Origin of the sequence: Limnobaculum parvum (assembly GCF_003096015.2) — a bacterium.
GTDB lineage: Bacteria > Pseudomonadota > Gammaproteobacteria > Enterobacterales > Enterobacteriaceae > Limnobaculum > Limnobaculum parvum.
Genome location: NZ_CP029185.2, coordinates 525,327 through 543,641, shown reverse-complemented (window position 1 = coordinate 543,641; position 18,315 = coordinate 525,327). Strand labels below are relative to the sequence as shown.

18 protein-coding genes and 1 tRNA gene are annotated in these 18,315 nt (G+C 44.5%); 3 read left to right on the top strand and 16 right to left on the bottom strand.

What is annotated here, in order from left to right; all coding sequences use genetic code 11:
• Window positions 1–508: 508 nt before the first annotated feature.
• The 8 genes from HYN51_RS01885 to rlmE form a co-directional block, all read right to left on the bottom strand.
• Window positions 509–595, bottom strand: a tRNA-Leu gene (locus HYN51_RS01885).
• 55 nt (window positions 596–650) lie between these two features.
• The gene (gene secG, locus HYN51_RS01880; RefSeq protein WP_108901288.1) at window positions 651–980 is read right to left on the bottom strand and encodes a preprotein translocase subunit SecG; all 330 of its coding nucleotides are present in this window, start codon (window positions 978–980) and stop codon (window positions 651–653) included.
• Between the two features lie 338 nt (window positions 981–1,318).
• Window positions 1,319–1,855: a GH25 family lysozyme gene (locus HYN51_RS01875; RefSeq protein ID WP_230514044.1), complete on the bottom strand. Its 537-nt coding sequence runs from the start codon at window positions 1,853–1,855 to the stop codon at window positions 1,319–1,321.
• 277 nt (window positions 1,856–2,132) lie between these two features.
• Window positions 2,133–3,473: a phosphoglucosamine mutase gene (gene glmM / locus HYN51_RS01870; protein ID WP_108901287.1), complete on the bottom strand. Its 1,341-nt coding sequence runs from the start codon at window positions 3,471–3,473 to the stop codon at window positions 2,133–2,135.
• Window positions 3,474–3,480: 7 nt separating this feature from the next.
• Window positions 3,481–4,314: a dihydropteroate synthase gene (gene folP / locus HYN51_RS01865; protein ID WP_108901286.1), complete on the bottom strand. Its 834-nt coding sequence runs from the start codon at window positions 4,312–4,314 to the stop codon at window positions 3,481–3,483.
• 163 nt (window positions 4,315–4,477) lie between these two features.
• A complete protein-coding gene (locus tag HYN51_RS01860) occupies window positions 4,478–5,419 on the bottom strand; it encodes a hypothetical protein (protein ID WP_157952953.1) in 942 nt (313 codons plus the stop codon).
• Window positions 5,420–5,610: 191 nt separating this feature from the next.
• A complete protein-coding gene (gene ftsH, locus HYN51_RS01855; protein ID WP_108901284.1) occupies window positions 5,611–7,563 on the bottom strand; it encodes an ATP-dependent zinc metalloprotease FtsH in 1,953 nt (650 codons plus the stop codon).
• A 47-nt stretch (window positions 7,564–7,610) separates the two neighbouring features.
• The gene (rlmE, locus tag HYN51_RS01850) at window positions 7,611–8,240 is read right to left on the bottom strand and encodes a 23S rRNA (uridine(2552)-2'-O)-methyltransferase RlmE (RefSeq protein ID WP_108901283.1); all 630 of its coding nucleotides are present in this window, start codon (window positions 8,238–8,240) and stop codon (window positions 7,611–7,613) included.
• 115 nt (window positions 8,241–8,355) lie between these two features.
• Here rlmE and yhbY point away from each other — a divergent pair, with 115 nt between their 5' ends.
• The gene (gene yhbY, locus HYN51_RS01845; protein ID WP_108902122.1) at window positions 8,356–8,649 is read left to right on the top strand and encodes a ribosome assembly RNA-binding protein YhbY; all 294 of its coding nucleotides are present in this window, start codon (window positions 8,356–8,358) and stop codon (window positions 8,647–8,649) included.
• An 86-nt stretch (window positions 8,650–8,735) separates the two neighbouring features.
• Here yhbY and greA read toward each other — a convergent pair whose 3' ends face one another.
• The gene (gene greA, locus HYN51_RS01840) at window positions 8,736–9,212 is read right to left on the bottom strand and encodes a transcription elongation factor GreA (protein ID WP_108901282.1); all 477 of its coding nucleotides are present in this window, start codon (window positions 9,210–9,212) and stop codon (window positions 8,736–8,738) included.
• Window positions 9,213–9,589: 377 nt separating this feature from the next.
• On the opposite strand from greA, the gene dacB reads away from it, so the two are divergent.
• Window positions 9,590–11,026, top strand: a complete 1,437-nt coding sequence (dacB, locus tag HYN51_RS01835; RefSeq protein WP_108901281.1) for a serine-type D-Ala-D-Ala carboxypeptidase — start codon at window positions 9,590–9,592, stop codon at window positions 11,024–11,026.
• A 53-nt stretch (window positions 11,027–11,079) separates the two neighbouring features.
• Here the strand turns inward: dacB and amyA are convergent, their stop codons facing one another.
• The 5 genes from amyA to rplU all read right to left on the bottom strand — a co-directional run bounded on the left by amyA (window position 11,080) and on the right by rplU (window position 15,743).
• Entirely contained in the window at window positions 11,080–12,576 is a 1,497-nt protein-coding gene (gene amyA, locus HYN51_RS01830; protein ID WP_108901280.1) for an alpha-amylase, read from the bottom strand.
• Between the two features lie 147 nt (window positions 12,577–12,723).
• The gene (cgtA, locus tag HYN51_RS01825) at window positions 12,724–13,902 is read right to left on the bottom strand and encodes an Obg family GTPase CgtA (protein ID WP_108901279.1); all 1,179 of its coding nucleotides are present in this window, start codon (window positions 13,900–13,902) and stop codon (window positions 12,724–12,726) included.
• A gap of 86 nt (window positions 13,903–13,988) precedes the next feature.
• Window positions 13,989–14,951 (bottom strand): DMT family transporter, encoded by a 963-nt coding sequence (locus HYN51_RS01820; protein WP_108901278.1) that lies wholly within the window; start codon window positions 14,949–14,951, stop codon window positions 13,989–13,991.
• 203 nt (window positions 14,952–15,154) lie between these two features.
• The gene (gene rpmA / locus HYN51_RS01815; protein ID WP_108901277.1) at window positions 15,155–15,412 is read right to left on the bottom strand and encodes a 50S ribosomal protein L27; all 258 of its coding nucleotides are present in this window, start codon (window positions 15,410–15,412) and stop codon (window positions 15,155–15,157) included.
• A gap of 19 nt (window positions 15,413–15,431) precedes the next feature.
• Window positions 15,432–15,743, bottom strand: coding sequence for a 50S ribosomal protein L21 (rplU, locus tag HYN51_RS01810; RefSeq protein ID WP_108901276.1), 312 nt, complete (start codon window positions 15,741–15,743; stop codon window positions 15,432–15,434).
• A gap of 271 nt (window positions 15,744–16,014) precedes the next feature.
• Between rplU and ispB the strand changes: the two genes are divergently transcribed.
• A complete protein-coding gene (ispB, locus tag HYN51_RS01805) occupies window positions 16,015–16,986 on the top strand; it encodes an octaprenyl diphosphate synthase (RefSeq protein WP_108902121.1) in 972 nt (323 codons plus the stop codon).
• A gap of 55 nt (window positions 16,987–17,041) precedes the next feature.
• Here the strand turns inward: ispB and HYN51_RS01800 are convergent, their stop codons facing one another.
• Window positions 17,042–17,416 carry a DNA-binding protein gene (locus tag HYN51_RS01800; protein WP_108901275.1) on the bottom strand — a complete coding sequence of 125 codons (375 nt, stop codon included), beginning with the start codon at window positions 17,414–17,416 and terminating at the stop codon, window positions 17,042–17,044.
• Between the two features lie 28 nt (window positions 17,417–17,444).
• Window positions 17,445–17,828, bottom strand: a complete 384-nt coding sequence (locus HYN51_RS01795; protein WP_108901274.1) for a DNA-binding protein — start codon at window positions 17,826–17,828, stop codon at window positions 17,445–17,447.
• Window positions 17,829–18,315 lie beyond the last annotated feature (487 nt).

Genomic DNA, 18,315 nt, shown 5'->3' with positions numbered 1-18,315 from the left:
AATCTGTGATTATTTATTGGATTGAAAAATTAATATTTATTAACAATAATAAACTCTATCTTTATTTGACAGGAAATAGATCTTCACATAGCGGAATGAGAAATAACTCATATATAGGATTATCTTATAGTGACTAGCTTTACTATAGGGAACATGTGATATCCTCTTTTTATTGATAATTAGAAATCCTACGCTTTAGCATATGGGTATCTTAAGGACAAAGTTCATCTGATGGATGATGTCATTAGAATTTTAGGGAGAAACTGAATAAATCCCCCTTAATCGATGCGGCTATTTGAGGCACTGGTTTATCTGTAGGCCAGAGGCATAGAACAGTTCACTCTGGTATAAAAAGCGTTATCACCTAAAACAGTTGTAAGATGCAAAAATTTTAGCGACAGAATATACAATCAAATTTTCAAAACACCTCAAAAGACAGAAAAAACCATGCGGTTACTGAATTTCAGGCATAAAAAAAGACGTCCGTAGACGTCTCTTTATTTGTTATTGGTACCGAAGACGGGACTTGAACCCGTAAGCCCAATCGGGCACTACCACCTCAAGGTAGCGTGTCTACCAATTCCACCACCTCGGCACTGTATAACAACTATCTGACAGGGTAATCCTGCCAGTTTATTACTCTTTATCCCTTAGCGAGGGATGTCGCTGCTTGGCGTCTGAGGCGCAGGTTTAGCTGGCTCAGTTTTTACCGGAGTACTTAAATCATCCCACTCGCCGACTTTTTTGTCCTGATGTGTACTCAGGTTACCCAGCGCTAGGCTGATAACAAAGAACAGCGCGGCTAAAATTGCCGTAGTCCGGGTCATGAAGTTACCTGAACCGCCGGAACCAAATAAAGTCGCAGATGCACCAGCACCAAAAGAGGCACCCATATCAGCACCTTTACCTTGTTGCAGCATAATCAGGCCAACCAGACCGATGGCTACCAACAGGAAAATAATAAGAAGCGCTTCGTACATATTCTTGCCTTTATCCTTGCGGGATAATCCCGTGCTAAAGCTTTAACCCGTTATCGGAGTAATTCATGTTGATGATGACATTTATTATACCCGACCGGAGCGGGTGTGAATACTATCTAAAGCCAGAAAGAGGTGCAAGTGCATTTTCACCATCAACGCCTATTTGCAGAAAAAACCAGCACCCAATAACGTATTTACATCGGTTTGTTAAGCAGTATAGTCCCCAAGGAAACACATTACCTTCCAATTTTATTCGATAATCAAGGGAAAACTAGGGTAACTTGCGTTCGCAGTTAAAACCAAATTCGCAGAGAAAAGTGATGATAAACCATTCATATTTAATCTCTAATGAGTGTTTTAAACTCGTCTTCACTTCCATTGAACGTATTGAGATCAACAGCAGTTTCAATTCCGTCTAAGCGCCCACGATTTGCATATTGCCAGAATAACCAAGGGCGTTGGTCTTTTAAATCCGGACGCTGGTATATGTTCCTAATCCAAAGTGGATTCTGCTCGAATTGCCCCACAAGAAAATCATCAAAAAACTCTTGGGTCACATACAAAATGGGTTTCTTCTGATAAAAACCTTCTAATCGCTCAATAAGTACAGCTATCTCTGCCAGTACCTGAGTTTTTTCTGTCGTTAACTGGCAATTACCGCCGTATTCCAAATCAATTACCGGTGGCAATGTATTCGCTATTTTTGGCACGGTTTTAATAAAATTCTGTGCCTGCTCTTCACCGGATTTACAAAAGGTGAAAAAGTGATAAGCCCCCACCACCAAACGTTGTTCATTGGCTCGTTGCCAGTTAGTGGCAAAAGACTTGTCTTTAAAATCACCGCCTTCTGTTGCTTTGATAAAAACAAAGCGAATGCTTTTTTTATCCAGTTGCTGCCAGCTAATTTCATTCTGATGGTGGGATACATCAATCCCTGAATCGGGTACTCGGAAAGTGATGGATAATTGAATCTGATATAGCCGCTATGCAACCCATATAAAAGTAGTAATCCAGCAATAATCAAGCTCAGGAAAATGATCACCACTTTATTCATTAGCTTATACATGGGCGTGCTGCATCCTTGCTTATAACGGCCTATACATTGCTAAACAAAGGGCGGATATATCCGCCCTTTGTACTATCTAAAACAGATTAGCCTGCGGCTTTCACTGCATCAGCGATACGGTTAGCTAATCGCAGAACTTCTTCGTCATTTTCACCTTCTACCATCACTCGGATTAATGGCTCGGTTCCTGATTTACGTAGCAGCACACGACCGCGGCCTTCCAGCTCTTTTTCTACCTCTGAGGTCACTTTCATCACGGTTTCATTAGCCAGTGGATCATGTTGACCAACAAAACGAACATTAACCAAAACCTGAGGTAGCAGCTTCATGCCACTGCATAAATCATGCAGTGACATATTATTACGGGCCATTGCAGCCAGTACCTGCAATGCAGCAACAATGCCGTCTCCGGTAGTTGTTTTGTCTAATAAGATAACGTGACCTGAGTTTTCAGCACCAATAGTCCAGCCCAGTTCCAGCATTTTTTCCAGTACATAGCGGTCTCCCACTTTCGCTCTGGTAAACGGAATACCCAGCTGTTTTAACGCCAGTTCCAGACCGATGTTACTCATCAGCGTACCAACAGCACCGCCTTTAAGTTGACCCTGACGTAAAGATTCGCGCGCGATGATATACATAATTTGATCGCCATCGACCTTATTGCCCAAATGGTCAACCATAATCACCCGATCGCCGTCGCCATCAAATGCAATGCCCAAATGTGCCTTCTCTGCAACCACACGTTCTTGCAGTAGACGAACATCCGTCGCGCCACATTTCTCATTAATGTTCATACCATCGGGATCGCAACCAATAGTAATTACATTTGCGCCCAGCTCACGCAGTACGCTTGGTGCAATATGGTAAGTTGCACCATTAGCGCAATCTACAACGATATTTAATTCACTCAGGCTAAGTTCGCTTGGAAATCCGCCTTTGCAGAACTCAATGTAACGACCGGCAGCGTCATTAATGCGGCTAGCTTTACCCAACTCGGCTGAATCTACACAGGTCAGTGGTTTTTCCATTTCAGCTTCAATCGCTTCTTCAACTTCATCCGGCAGTTTTGTACCGTCAATAGAGAAGAACTTGATGCCATTATCGTAATAAGGGTTATGAGAAGCAGAGATAACAATACCCGCTTCCGCACGGAAGGTACGGGTCAGATAAGCCACCGCCGGTGTTGGCATTGGGCCAGTAAACGAAGCTGAAAGCCCCGCCGCAGCCAAACCTGCCTCCAGGGCAGACTCCAGCATATAGCCAGAAATACGCGTATCTTTACCGATAATGATTTTACGCGAACCGTGGCGGGCTAAAACTTTACCAGCCGCCCAACCTAGTTTAAGCACGAACTCAGGCGTAATTGGATGATCGCCCACTTTGCCCCGAATGCCATCTGTACCAAAATATTTACGATCGCCGCTCATGTTATCTCTATTCCTTAGCCGAAAGTGTTGCTTCAACAATTCGCATTGCTTCAGCGGTTTCTTTTACGTCGTGAACACGAATAATTTGTGCCCCCTGCATCGCGGCGATTGTTGCACAGGCGATGCTGCCAATAACCCGCTGTTCGGGGGGAACGTTTAATAGTTGCCCTACCATCGACTTTCTCGACATTCCAACCAGAAGTGGAAGGCCAAAATGGTGAAAATCTGACAGATGTGCCAATAGCTGGTAATTGTGCCTCAAATTCTTGCCAAAACCGAATCCCGGATCGAGCAATATCTTCTCTCTGTCCATACCTGCGTTAACACAGCGGGTAATGTGCTCAGTAAAGAAGGCGTCAACTTCAGACACTACATTGGTATATTGTGGTTCATGTTGCATGGTTCTGGGCATACCTTGCATATGCATCAGACACACGGGCAGCCCAGACTCTATTGCAACTTCTAATGCCCCCGGCTCTTGTAATGCCCGGATATCATTAATCAGATGAACACCAACCCGATGAGATTCTCTCATAACTTCGGGCTTATAAGTATCCACAGATACCCATACTTCAAAATTTTTTGCTATGGCTTCCGCAACAGGGATGACCCGTTCAAGTTCTTCATCTGTCGGAACTTCGTCTGCTCCGGGGCGTGTCGACTCACCACCAATATCAATAATTGTTGCGCCTGCCTGAATCATCTCATTGGCATGGCGTAGGGCATTTTCTATCTGGCGGTAGCGACCTCCGTCAGAAAAGGAGTCAGGCGTTACGTTGAGAATTCCCATCACCTGAGGGTAATTGAGGTCTAACGTTAATCCCCTACTTTCTAACTTCATGATGAATTCCTTAACACTAGGTAAGACATGACTAACGTGCGGATACCTACTCAAAGATAAGTGAGCAGATACTTACAAATTTAATAAGGCTATCAGAATATACCAAAACAGAGGCAGGGATGAACATTCTGCTCAAATTCCCTGCCTTGAGAAATGAAAATAATTAATCGGTAATTTTTAAGCTTTCTGCAATCTTTCTGAATTCAGGTATGTATTGTTCACTTTGTTCGGCCTTAACTAGGCCCTTAAGCACATAATAAGTACCATTAGATTCCACAATCAGCTGATAGACTTTCATTGGCTCATGATTCTTTGCATTTTCTGCATTCGCCAACATCTCAACGCCATGATGACCCTTTATATCGACGGATTTAACGCTTTCTTTCTGCACGGCAATTTCTATCAAAGATGCAGTATTCTTCATATGCTTTTCACTGAATGCCACCAGATCGCCAATCGCTACTTTGCTGTATGAGGAAGCAATCACCATCATAGGTTGAACCCCTTCCGCCGCAGGGGCTGCCTCTCCGGGCAAGCTTAATATCAGCATATTACTAACCCGGCGAATAATTTTAAGATGGTCTGATTCCTGTATAGAGTAGCCCAACGCATCCAGATTCAGTTTGCCTTCTTCCCCCTGAGCGAGATCCATGCTGATCAGAGAACGCTTAATGGCATCACCTAATTTAGCTTCTTCGGCTGCGGGATAAGTACCTACTAACATCAGCGAACGCTTGCTGTCACCCTGAAGTAGTATCCATTTATTGAATGATTGATTATTGGCAGTTTGACCAATTTTATATAACCAGACTTTACGTTCATGGCTAACGGCCTCTTCTGTTGCCAGCAGGCGAACACCTTCCGTTTTCATCAGGTCGGGGATAAAAGTATGCTTAATCTCTTCCAGAGGCGCGGGCATCTCGTTGACCATAATGGAAGCTCCCTCAGCTTCATTCATATATCCAGTAAACTGTTTAGATAATGAGAAACCAGCCGGTGCTTCAATAGAGACAGGCGTGCCGGGAATTCGTTCTGCAGCCTGAGCCACGCTTAAAACGCCGTAACCCGCCAGCAACACGGCTACCATTAATCGAAACGTCTTCATCGTTATAATTTCACTCCATAAAAACAAAATTGTCCCTTGAATAGCATCATAGGCAGCCAAAGGTGTGTTTATACCACTGCGAGAGCACCAGACAATAGCACACATCAAAAGGGATATTACATCCCGAGTTAATATTTTAGAGATAAAAAAACGGCTCCCGTTTAGGAGCCGCTATCGTTCATCTACACAGATTAAACCGCTGGTTTATCACTTGGTTCATCAGTCTTACTGAATTCCGGTGACGCAGGCTTCTCTTCTGGTGTTACGGGGGGTTGAGTGTTGCTGGCCGGTGGTTTCATTCCACCGCTTTGCACATCATCCCAACCCGCTGGCGCACGAACTTCACGACGAGCCATCAAATCATCAATTTGTGGCTTATCGATGGTTTCATACTTCATCAGTGCATCCTTCATCGAATGCAGAATATCCATGTTGTCCACTAAGATCTGTCTGGCTCGTTCATAGTTACGTTCAATGAGAGCTTTTACTTCCTGATCGATGATACGCGCTGTCTCATCAGACATATGCTTACTTTTCGACATTGAACGCCCTAAGAAAACTTCGCCCTCTTCTTCAGCATACAGTAATGGTCCTAACTTCTCAGAGAAGCCCCACTGTGTGACCATATTTCGTGCAAGGGAAGTCGCATATTTAATATCCTGCGAAGCGCCAGTAGACACTTTTTCTTTACCGTAAATTAATTCTTCTGCTAAGCGCCCGCCATATGCTGTAGATATCTGACTCTCCAACTTTTGGCGACTGGCACTGATTGAATCCCCTTCAGGCAAGAAGAAAGCAACACCTAATGCACGACCACGGGGAATAATCGTCACTTTATGCAATGGGTCATGTTCTGGCACTAAATAACCAATAACTGCATGGCCTGCTTCATGATAAGCCGTTGACTCTTTCTGCTCTTCAGTCATGACCAAAGAACGTCGCTCTGCACCCATCATGATCTTATCTTTGGCTTTTTCAAACTCAACCATTGATACCACACGTTTGTTAGTACGTGCAGCAAACAGTGCGGCTTCGTTAACCAAGTTAGCCAAATCTGCGCCGGAGAAACCGGGTGTACCACGGGCAATAATAGACTCATCCACATCCGGGGATACCGGTACACGGCGCATATGCACCTTCAGAATTTGCGCGCGACCGCGAACATCTGGCAAACCAACAACAACCTGACGGTCAAAACGGCCCGGACGCAATAATGCAGGGTCCAAAACGTCTGGACGGTTGGTTGCAGCGATGACGATAACACCTTCGTTGCCTTCAAAACCATCCATCTCAACCAGCATTTGGTTCAGCGTTTGTTCACGTTCGTCGTGACCGCCGCCTAAACCAGCGCCACGCTGACGACCTACCGCATCGATTTCATCGATGAAGATAATACAAGGTGCGGCTTTCTTCGCTTGCTCAAACATGTCTCGAACACGAGAAGCACCCACACCAACAAACATTTCAACGAAGTCAGAACCAGAGATAGTAAAGAACGGCACTTTCGCCTCACCGGCAATCGCTTTTGCCAATAAGGTTTTACCCGTACCCGGAGGCCCTACCATCAGAATGCCCTTTGGAATCTTACCGCCCAGCTTCTGGAAACGGCTCGGTTCTCTCAGGAATTCAACTAACTCGCTGACATCCTCTTTCGCTTCATCACAACCGGCAACGTCAGCGAATGTAGTTTTAATTTGCTCTTCTGTCAGCATGCGCGCCTTGCTCTTACCAAAGGACATCGCACCTTTACCACCACCGCCTTGCATCTGACGCATAAAGAAGACCCATACGCCAATCAATAGCAACATTGGGAACCAAGAAATGAATACCTGTTGCAGGAATCCTGGTTGCTCCGGTGGTTCACCAACGGTTTTAACATTATTTTTCAGCAGAAGACTCAGCAGCAGAGGATCTTCTGTTGGCATGTATGTCGTATGAGCCGCGTTATCTGGCTGCGTTTTATACTGTATCTCGCGTCCACTAATCCGAGCTTCGCTGACCTGATTGTTACTAACCTGCGTCATGAACGTCGAATAATCGATTCGGCGGCCACCCGACTCACTAGGTCCGAAACTCTGAAATACGGTCATCAGCACAACGGCGATGACTAACCAGAGAATTAGGTTCTTTGCCATATCACTCAAGGAATTAACCTCATATTACAATGGTGTTAACAATACGCGTTAGGGTACTATAGTTTGCGCCCAGTCGCTACAATGTATACTTCACGTGAACGAGACCGTGAAGCATCGGGCTTGCGGATCTTCACTGTTTTAAACAGGGCCCGGATATCTCGTAAATACTCATCAAATCCATCCCCCTGAAAGACCTTAACCACAAAACTTCCACCTGGAGCCAGCACGTCTTTACACATGTCTAACGCCAATTCAACCAGATACATCGCCCGGGGAATATCAACGGCAGGGGTACCGCTCATATTTGGCGCCATATCAGACATAACTATCTGAACTTTACTGTCACCAACGCGCTCAAGCAAAGCCTTCAGTACCATCTCATCACGAAAATCGCCCTGAAGGAAATCGACGCCAGCGATAGGATCCATCGGTAAAATATCACATGCAATGACTCTACCTATGTTACCAATCTGTGTCACAACATATTGCGACCAGCCACCTGGAGCTGCGCCTAAATCAACGACTGTCATACCCGGTTTAAACAGTTTGTCTGCTTGCTGTATTTCATCTAGTTTAAACCATGCGCGGGAACGTAGCCCCTTTTTCTGCGCCTGTTGTACATATTTGTCGTTAAAGTGTTCTTGTAACCAGCGCGTTGAGCTGGCTGAACGCTTTTTATTACCCATGCGGCATTCCAACCATAACTTAATATCAGGTTTTACACCAAACCTTGGTGATAACTATCAGATGGCGGTAGAATACACCGTTTTCAACCCCCAACCCCAAACAGACGTAAAGAAAATGAATCTATCTAACAAGCAAAAACAGCACCTTAAAGGCTTAGCGCACCCGTTAAAGCCTGTTGTCATGGTAGGTGCAAGCGGTCTCACTGAAGGCGTTATCGCTGAAGTTGAGCATGCTTTAGAGCACCATGAACTCATCAAAGTAAAGATATCAACGGAAGATCGTGAAACTAAACAATTGATTGCAGACGCGATCGCTCGTGAAACTGGTGCTAACAATGTGCAGGTGATCGGTAGTGTTTTAGTGCTCTATCGAGCCAGTAAAGACAAAAAGATCAGCCTGCCACGTTAAGTTTGATGAAAAAAGGTGATAATTGTCGCCTTTTTTCATTTCTTTACACTCGGTCAAATAACAACCTGCATAAATTCGGTTGATGCTTAGAGATATTCGACATTCAAAATTTCAAACTCTATATCACCACTAGGTGCTTTAATCACGACCACATCATCGGCTTCTTTACCAACCAGACCACGGGCCATCGGTGAGTTAATTGAAATCAGGTTTTGTTTAAAATCTGCTTCATCATCACCTACGATACGGTAGACAACGTCTTCTTCTGTTTCCAGATTCATCACCTTAACCGTCGCACCAAAAATCACCCGGCCAGTATAAGGCATTCTGGTAACATCAATGACTTGTGCATTAGACAGTTTAGCTTCAATCTCCTGAATCCGCCCTTCACAGAAACCCTGCTGCTCACGCGCTGCATGATACTCAGCATTCTCTTTCAGGTCACCGTGAGCTCTCGCCTCAGCGATATCAGCAATAATCTTCGGCCGACGTACACCTTTTAAGTATTCGAGTTCTTCGCGAAGTCTTTCTGCACCCAGTAATGTCATTGGAATTTGTTGCATACTCTTGTATCCCTCTTAAATCACTTGTCACGCTCAAATAATCAGTGATTTATATAATAATCAACCTATAGCAGTCGGTGACTCCCACTGCTTTTATAAGCAAAAAGCGCCCAGCCTGGTATAACTTCGCCAGACCAAACGATATGTCATAGATAGACGTTATTTTACCTTAGAGTTGCATTGGGGTCATCGTTTACTTTTATTTCGCCTTTCGTAATCGACAACTAGCAATAACAACAAGGGTATAAATTAGCCGCTCAAATGATGGTACACTACCTATTAAACAGACGTTTGCCCTAGGCGTATCACTGATTTATTAATATCAAACTACGTTGGGTAATCATTTTTTCATGCAGAAAAGCAGGTCATTTTTCACTATGCGCTTATTGAAAGTTTTCAGCGGAATTGCCTGTTCACTGGTTATCACTGGTGCACAAGCGACTCAAATAGAACAATACACCCAATTATTGCCTGAGGGGGCCAATCTTTCATTGATGGTCCAGAAAGTCGGCGCATCAACACCCTCTATCGACTATCAGGATAAGCAGCTAACGTTACCGGCCAGCACACAAAAAGTCGTCACCGCACTGGCCGCGCTGTTGCAGTTGGGAGCCGATTATCGTTTTACCACCACGATTGAAGGTTCTGGTCCAGTCAATAATGGCGTGTTGAATGGTGATTTAATTGTTCGTTTCAGCGGCGATCCTACCTTGAAAAGTCAGCAAGTCCACTCGATGGTTCAATCCCTTAAACAACAGGGGATCCGCCAGATATCGGGTAGTCTGGTAATCGATACGTCAGTATTTGCCAGTCATGACAAAGCTCCCGGGTGGTCATGGAATGATATGACCCAGTGCTTCAGTGCACCACCATCAGCCGCTATTATTGATAAAAACTGCTTCTCTATCGCATTACAAACTTCAAAACAGGAAGGGGGCATAGCCACGGTGCAAGTCGCATCCTACTTCCCTGTACAGGTCAGCAGTCAGGTGCGATCTTACTCAAGAAACGCGCCCAATGCTCGCTTTTGCGAATTTGACGTTACCGCCGGTGAAAATCTGCGTTATACCCTGACAGGCTGTCTCACTCAGCAAGACAAGCCTGTTACTTTGTCATTTGCCGTTCAGGATGGTAATGAATACGCGGCTCAAATCGTGAAGAATGAGCTGAAACAGGCAGGTATTCAGATTGGCAATGCTATTCGCTACCAGACCGTTCACTCTGAATCGGGCAAAGTATTAGCCAAAAATCAGTCTGCCCCACTACATGACCTGCTAAAAGTGATGTTGAAAAGCTCAGACAATATGATTGCCGATACGGTTTTCCGCACGATGGGTAATAAACAATACGACTTACCGGGTACCTGGCGTTCTGGTTCCAGCGCAGTCCGGTTAGTATTGCGTCAACAAGCCGGTATTGATATTGGCAACACAGTGATTGCGGACGGTTCTGGTTTGTCACGCCATAATCTGATTTCAGCAGACACCATGATGCAAATTCTGCAGTACATTGCCCGCAACGATAGCCAACTGGATTTTATTTCCATGTTACCGACCGCCGGTCAGGATGGAACGCTACGTGCACGCAGCGGTTTTAAAGATGCCGGTTTGGAAGGTAAAGTTTCTGCCAAAACGGGCGCATTACAGGGCGTTTATAATCTGGCCGGGTTTATGACCGCCGCCAGTGGAGAGAAAGTCGCTTTTGTTCAGTTCCTTTCCAGCTATGCGATGTCACCACAGGATCGTTCTGGTCGCAAGGCCACGCTAGCAAAGTTTGAAAGTACGCTATACCGGGATCTGTACAACAGCAACTAACTGGTTCGATGATAATACCCATCCGCCTGCTTTATACACAGCAGGCGGCTACATCAGTTCTTTTCCATGAACTCGTCTAGAACCCAAACGCTAACGCTACCGGCGTTAACCGGAAATACTCCCTTCCCCTGTTCATCAGTTACCACGGTATCCTGTCGAATACCAAGATAATCGCGATACTGTTTATTGGCTAATTCGTTACCCAATTCTATTGATTTACTATTTTCAGTGTCATTGGACAGTACCACCACACAGCCTGGTTCTTCGGCTGTTCCTTCACGAACAAATGCAATGCAGTTCGGCGTATCAAAATAATCCGTCTGCAGGCCATTAGCAAAACGTTGACGGGCACGAATCAACAGAGGAAGCTCACGAATGGCTGGCATCTCCACACTGCACATTTTACCGTCATGCCCCTTATCACGGTAGCTGGCACCAAACAGGTCCGGATAGAAAATACAAGGAACACCCTGCTCACGCAGTAAAATTAACGAATAGGCTAATGGTTTAAACCATGGTTGAACTGGCGTTTCTAACGCCTGTAAAGGTTGGGTATCATGATTGGCAACCAGAGTGACAGAATGTTCCGCATCCGCTGCTGTTAATGTATCGGCAAAAATTTTACTGAGGTCAAACGCTTTGCCTTGTTGTGATGCATGATGAAAATGAAGATGTAGCGGCGCATCAAACAGCATCAGTTTATCGTCAACCAACTCCAGATAGTTTTGCAACGTTGCCAGATCGTGAGACCAGTACTCCGCCACCGTAAATAAATCTCGCTGAACCGTACCTCGAGCATGATCGAGCCACTGCTTGAAAAACCATGCAGGGATGTGCTTAACCGCATCCAGCCGAAAACCATCGCTAGGTACAGTTTCCATCAACCAAGTAACCCAGCGTTTAAGTTCATCCATCACCGCCGGATTACGAAACTCAATATTGGCCCCCATCAGATAGTCATAGTTGCCGTTTTCACTGTCGACCTGATCACCCCATCCATCGTCAGTGTAATCATTCACAATTTTGAAAATCCCCTCTTCTCTGGGCTCTTCAAGGTAGTCCACACCATTAAAACTGTGGAAGTCCCATACATATTCTGAATAGGTATTTTTTCTGCCGGGAAACGTAAAACGGGTATAGGCCCGTGCATCAATCACCTCGGAAGAGATTATGTTTCGATCGTCAGGATCAACCCGGGAAACCTTTATCTGCTCGGTTCCATCAGCGCCAATTTTATGGTTTAACACCACATCAAGATACACTTCCAGTCCATTTTCTTTCAGCGTATTAACCGCTTTGAGCAGCCCTTCTTTATCGCCATACTTGGTTGCCCGGGTTCCCTTTTGATCAAATTCACCTAAATCGAACAGGTCATAGCTGTCATAACCCACCGAATAACCGCCTGACGCGCCTTTATAAGGGGGTGGCAACCATACGGCCGTAATTCCCATCTCGGCGAGATCTTGTGCCCGTTCCGTAGCTTCTGGCCACAATTTACCGCCATCCGGATAATACCAGTGGAAAAACTGTAATAAGGTTGCTTTCTTCATAGCTTTCCGATTCTCCGATTTATAAAAATACGGCCAAATCATAGAATCGATTTAGCGAATGGCTGTTTAAACCATAGACAATTATGGTACAGATGTAAAAAAGGCTACCGTAACAGGCAGCCTTTTTAGGAGTTTGGTATGGCTTAATCAACGCTCATAGATGAATTCAACACCATCATCGTCTTCTTCATCCCAATCGTCATCATCCAAGTCTTCTTCATCCACATCTGGTTCAGGCTCTTCCAACTGGGTACGGTGATAGTCATCCCACATGAACTCGACTTTCTCAGGAGACTTCTCTTCAATAGCCATAGTTTTAGGATGTGTATTCAGGAATGACATGACATCCCAACAAAGGGCTGTTGTACCTTCGCGATTAGCGGCAGAGATCAAATAATATTTACCTTCCCATCCTAACGCATCCGCAATGCTTTTAGCTCTTTGCTGAGCTTCTTCTTCATCGACCAAGTCCACTTTATTGAACACTAACCAACGCGGCTTATCAGCCAAGTTTTCACTGTACTGATTCAGCTCATTCACGATAACGTGGCCGTTTTCTACCGGATCGGACTCATCTATCGGAGCAATATCGATCAGGTGTAATAATACCCGGCAACGCTCAAGATGTTTAAGGAAACGAATACCTAAACCAGCACCATCGGAAGCACCTTCAATCAAACCAGGGATATCCGCCACAACAAAGCTCTGTTCACTGTCCATGCGCACTACGCCCAAACTAGGCACCAGAGTAGTAAACGGATAATCAGCAACTTTCGGCTTGGCTGCTGAAACCGCCCGAATAAATGTCGATTTACCGGCATTAGGCAGCCCTAACATTCCTACGTCAGCCAACAGCAGTAGTTCCAACAGCAGCTCGCGCTTATCACCCGGTGTACCGCTGGTCTTTTGACGTGGGCTTCGGTTAACTGAAGATTTAAAACGCAGGTTGCCCAAACCATGGAAGCCGCCTTTAGCTACCATCAGTTTTTGCCCATGACGCGTCAAATCACCCAGCACTTCTCCCGTTCCCTGATCCAGAATACGTGTACCGACAGGCACCTTAATCGTAGTATCTGAACCTCTGCGGCCAGTACAAGCTTTGCTTTGCCCATTTTGTCCACGCTCAGCACGGAATGATTTTTCAAAACGATAATCAATCAGTGTGTTCAGGTTTTCATCAGCAATCATGAAAACGTCGCCGCCGTCGCCGCCGTCGCCGCCGTCTGGTCCGCCTTTAGGAATATATTTTTCACGGCGGAAACTGACACAACCATTACCACCATCGCCTGCTTCAACGCGAATGACGGCTTCATCAACGAATTTCATTCACTGTCTCCGTAATTTATCTGTTTGGTTTACCCACACAATTTTCCGTCAACAAACCAGAGCCTGTCTGACGCATAAAAGGCGTATTATTTCAGGGGTAATCCCGTGTTTTTCTCTAACCGCCGGGGAAATAACCGATGACCCGCAGCGGAAAACATGGCGCCCATGACAACAATGAATGCGCCGCTATATCCAAGTATATTTAGCACGGTGCTGGAGAACATATCCGGCCACATCAACGCTAATAAATCAGAAAATAATAAAGTAAACAGTGGCGTCAAGGTGATCAATGCGCTCACCTGAGCCACTTGCCAGCGCGCCATGGCTTCTCCCAGCGCACCGTAAGCAACCAGCGTGTTTAAGCCACAAAAAGCTAAACAGGCAAGTTGCCAACTATTCAGTTGATAAATCTCCGTCGGATCCGCCAACGGAGTCACAAAAAGCGTGCTCAACACATAAAGTAAAAACAGAATTTGAGAGGCGGATAGCCTACGCTGTAATACCTTCTGCGCTACACCATAAGTCACCCAAACCAGCGATCCGCAAACACCCAGTAAAACACCCCTGGTGTAATCCGTCAGACGGGTAAAAATCTCAATCAGATTCGTATTAAAGAACAGTATCAAACCCACAATCAGCAGCACTGCACCTATAATTTGAGTAACCCGCATATTCTCTTTAAGAATAAGTACGCTGGCAAACAACATACCTACCGGTGAAAGCTGCCCTATGACCTGTGAAGCTGTTGGACTCAGATACTGTAACGCCGAGCTAAAAAAAACAAAGTTAGCCGCTAGTCCTACCGCTGCAATGAGCAGTAATACCAACCAACGGGGACGACGAAATAAACCTAACCGAGGCAACTTACGCTGCATCACTAATATCAAGCCTAATCCAATTGCCGAGATTAAAAAGCGATACCATACCAATGTATAAGGGGTCATCACCGGAAGAACTTGTTTCATCGCGATAGGCACCACACCCCATAACACGGCAGTGGTCAGGGCAAATGTTATGCCTAATGCCATACTCTGCTTAACTTGCGACATTTCTTTCCAGAGGCTCCAGAGCAGCACTTCTGCTCTTAACTATATCTAACTGATGGGCGTTCGACATTTTATCAGGTACGGCGCTTTAGCTAACCAGACCTTCGCCAGCTACTCTATATAGGCCCTATAAAGTAACACATTTTGAAAATAAAAAGCCCCGCAATAATTATTGCAGGGCCTCGTTCGATTTGGCTATCGAAAAATTATTCAGCAACGATGCTTATAAATTTACGATTTTTTGGGCCTTTTACTTCAAACTTGACTTTACCGTCAATTAAAGCAAACAGGGTGTGGTCGCGACCACAACCAACATTGGTGCCCGCATGGAATTTAGTACCACGTTGACGAACCAGAATGTTACCTGCCAGAATTGATTCACCGCCGAAACGTTTTACGCCCAGACGTTTACTTTCAGAATCGCGGCCATTTCGTGAGGAACCGCCAGCCTTTTTATGTGCCATTTATCCGCTCTCCTAAACCTTAAGCGCTGATACCAGTGATTTTAACATCAGTAAACCACTGACGGTGGCCCTGCTGCTTACGGTAGTGTTTACGACGACGGAACTTAACGATTTTAATTTTATCGCCACGACCATGCGCCACAACTTCTGCTTTAATTTTGCTGCCGTCTACAAATGGAACGCCGATTTTAACGTCATCACCATTAGCAATCATCATCACTTGATCAAACTCAATAGTTTCACCAGTTGCGATGTCCAGCTTTTCCAAGCGAACAATTTGACCTTCGCTTACTCGGTGTTGTTTACCACCACTTTGGAAAACCGCGTACATATTAACTCCGCATTTCCGCACACCCACTTCCAGCTAAATATAGTGTTATTAGAGTGCGCTATAAAATATTCACAATAGGGCGCGAATTCTACGCAAAAAACTTACCATTTACAAGCTCAGAATAAGAGAAGAATCAGAAGAAAATAATTAAGCACTTTTAATGGCGTTCATCTATGCTATTTTTCGAGTACAATCTCCCCGACCCTGCGTTCATTTTGCTGCGCTAGTGGATGGCTCTTACTATCAAAATCATAATATTACAATTGACGCTATGAATATTGAAAAAATCACCCAGTTAGCAGAAAAGGACATGGCTGCAGTCAATGCCGCAATACTTACCCAGTTGGATTCTGATGTTGTTTTGATCAATCAATTGGGGCATTACATCATCAGCGGAGGAGGGAAGCGCATCCGTCCTATGATTGCCGTCCTCGCTGCTCGGGCCCTAGGCTACCAGGGGGATGGGCACATTACGTCAGCGGCATTAATCGAGTTCATCCATACCGCAACGTTGCTGCATGATGATGTAGTTGATGAATCCGATCTCCGCAGAGGAAAAGCCACGGCCAATGCCGCGTTTGGTAATGCCGCCAGCGTATTAGTCGGCGACTTCATCTACACCCGTTCTTTCCAAATGATGACCACCCTTGGTTCGTTGGAGATTTTAAAACTGATGTCATCAGCAACCAACGTCATTGCTGAAGGCGAAGTCATGCAATTGATGAACTGTAACAATCCTGATATTACTGAAGAAAATTATATGCAGGTGATTTACAGCAAAACTGCTCGACTTTTTGAGGCTGCCGCCCAAGCTTCTGCAATACTTGCAGGGGCAACGCCAGAACAGGAAAAAGCGCTGCAGGACTATGGTCGTTATATTGGTACGGCATTCCAGTTGATCGATGATCTATTGGATTACAGTGCTGACGGTTCAAAACTGGGTAAAAGCCTAGGAGATGACCTGAACGAAGGGAAACCAACATTACCATTGCTTCATGCTATGCGTAATGGACCCGCCGAAAACGCAGCTCAAATTCGTGAAGCGATTGAACAAGGAAACGGACGCCATTTATTGGATTCAGTACTGAAGACTATGAATCAGTGCGGTTCACTGACTTATACACAACAACGTGCGGAAGAAGAAGCAAATAAAGCAATTGCTGCATTATCCTGTTTGCCAAATACACCTTACAAAACAGCATTAGAATCGCTAGCGCGTATGTCCGTACACAGAGATACCTGATTCAATATTTGATTATCACGACTATTCACAAAGCTGATTTGACCTATCGGTCATATCAGCTTTGTGAAGCATCATCACTACCTTCACCCCAATTAACTTTAGCCATTAATCCGGCAATACCCTGCCTCATAAGCAGAGAGATAAGTTTCTCTCGTTCTGTCGCCGTTAATTGATGAAACGCACTTATCCAGACGGATAATGAATCATTTGGAATAGCATCAAACGGCACCCCATTTTCTTTAGCTTGTAGTGCAATTTGAACCTTTTCAGGAATACTATTGATATAATATTCCAAAGCCTTCCCCTGAACACCTGTGCGTTTGCGGCTTTCCCACTTCTCCCGATGGGCTTTTTGATTGATGCCCTGAATGGTGCCGGGTAATCCAGCAACGCCTGTTAGTTCCCTGGTCGAAAACCATTCTTTTTTCATCACGCCACCCAATATCAAAAGTGCTAAATCAGCAAACTTCAGCTACTTCAGCAACGGGCTCAACGGTAAACATATTCACTTTATCCATTAGCCCTGAAATACCATGACGAACGATCAAAGAGATAATTCTTTCACGTTCGGTTGACGTCAGTTGATTATATGCAGTTACCCAAATAGCAAAAGGATCATTAACCATCGCGCTATACTTAGCGCCTTCTTCATGACTACGAAGCACGATCCTGACTTTATCCGGAATACTGTCTATGTGGTATTCCAGAGCCTTACCCTGTACGCCAGTGCGTTTACGACTTTTCCATTGCTCACGGCGTGCTTTTTGATTAATTCCCTGAATGGTTGAGGGTAGCCCAGCTATTCCGGTTAACTCACTTGTTGAAAACCATTCTTTTTTCATAAAACACCATCCCTTTATTCCAATATTCCTACTGGTCCCAGTTACTTCTTACTCTCCTGAAAAAAACAAACAATAAAGAAGTAAACAAATCCATATCTCTGATAAATCTCAATCAGAGTATATAAACAAGTAAGTAGTTTATGTTAGTTGGTTAAATAAAAGAATAGTTTATTTAATATAGACGCCCTGTATTTTAATACAGGGAAAAAGCGTTGTAATAGTGCATCTCATGCGTTGTATTGATTTAAATAACTTATTGATAAAATAAAATATATACGCACAAAATAACGGTTTTCTGATATTTGTTCACATAAACAGCGTGTGAATGTTATTTAAAAACAATTTAATTGATTCAATAAATTATTTTTAATAAACAAGTTAAGAAAATGAAAAAATAATTCGGTTTAATTTTGTTATAAAACAAACCACTAAATCATATAAACCGCCAACCATAATAAAATCCATTCTATTCAATAAAAATAAATCA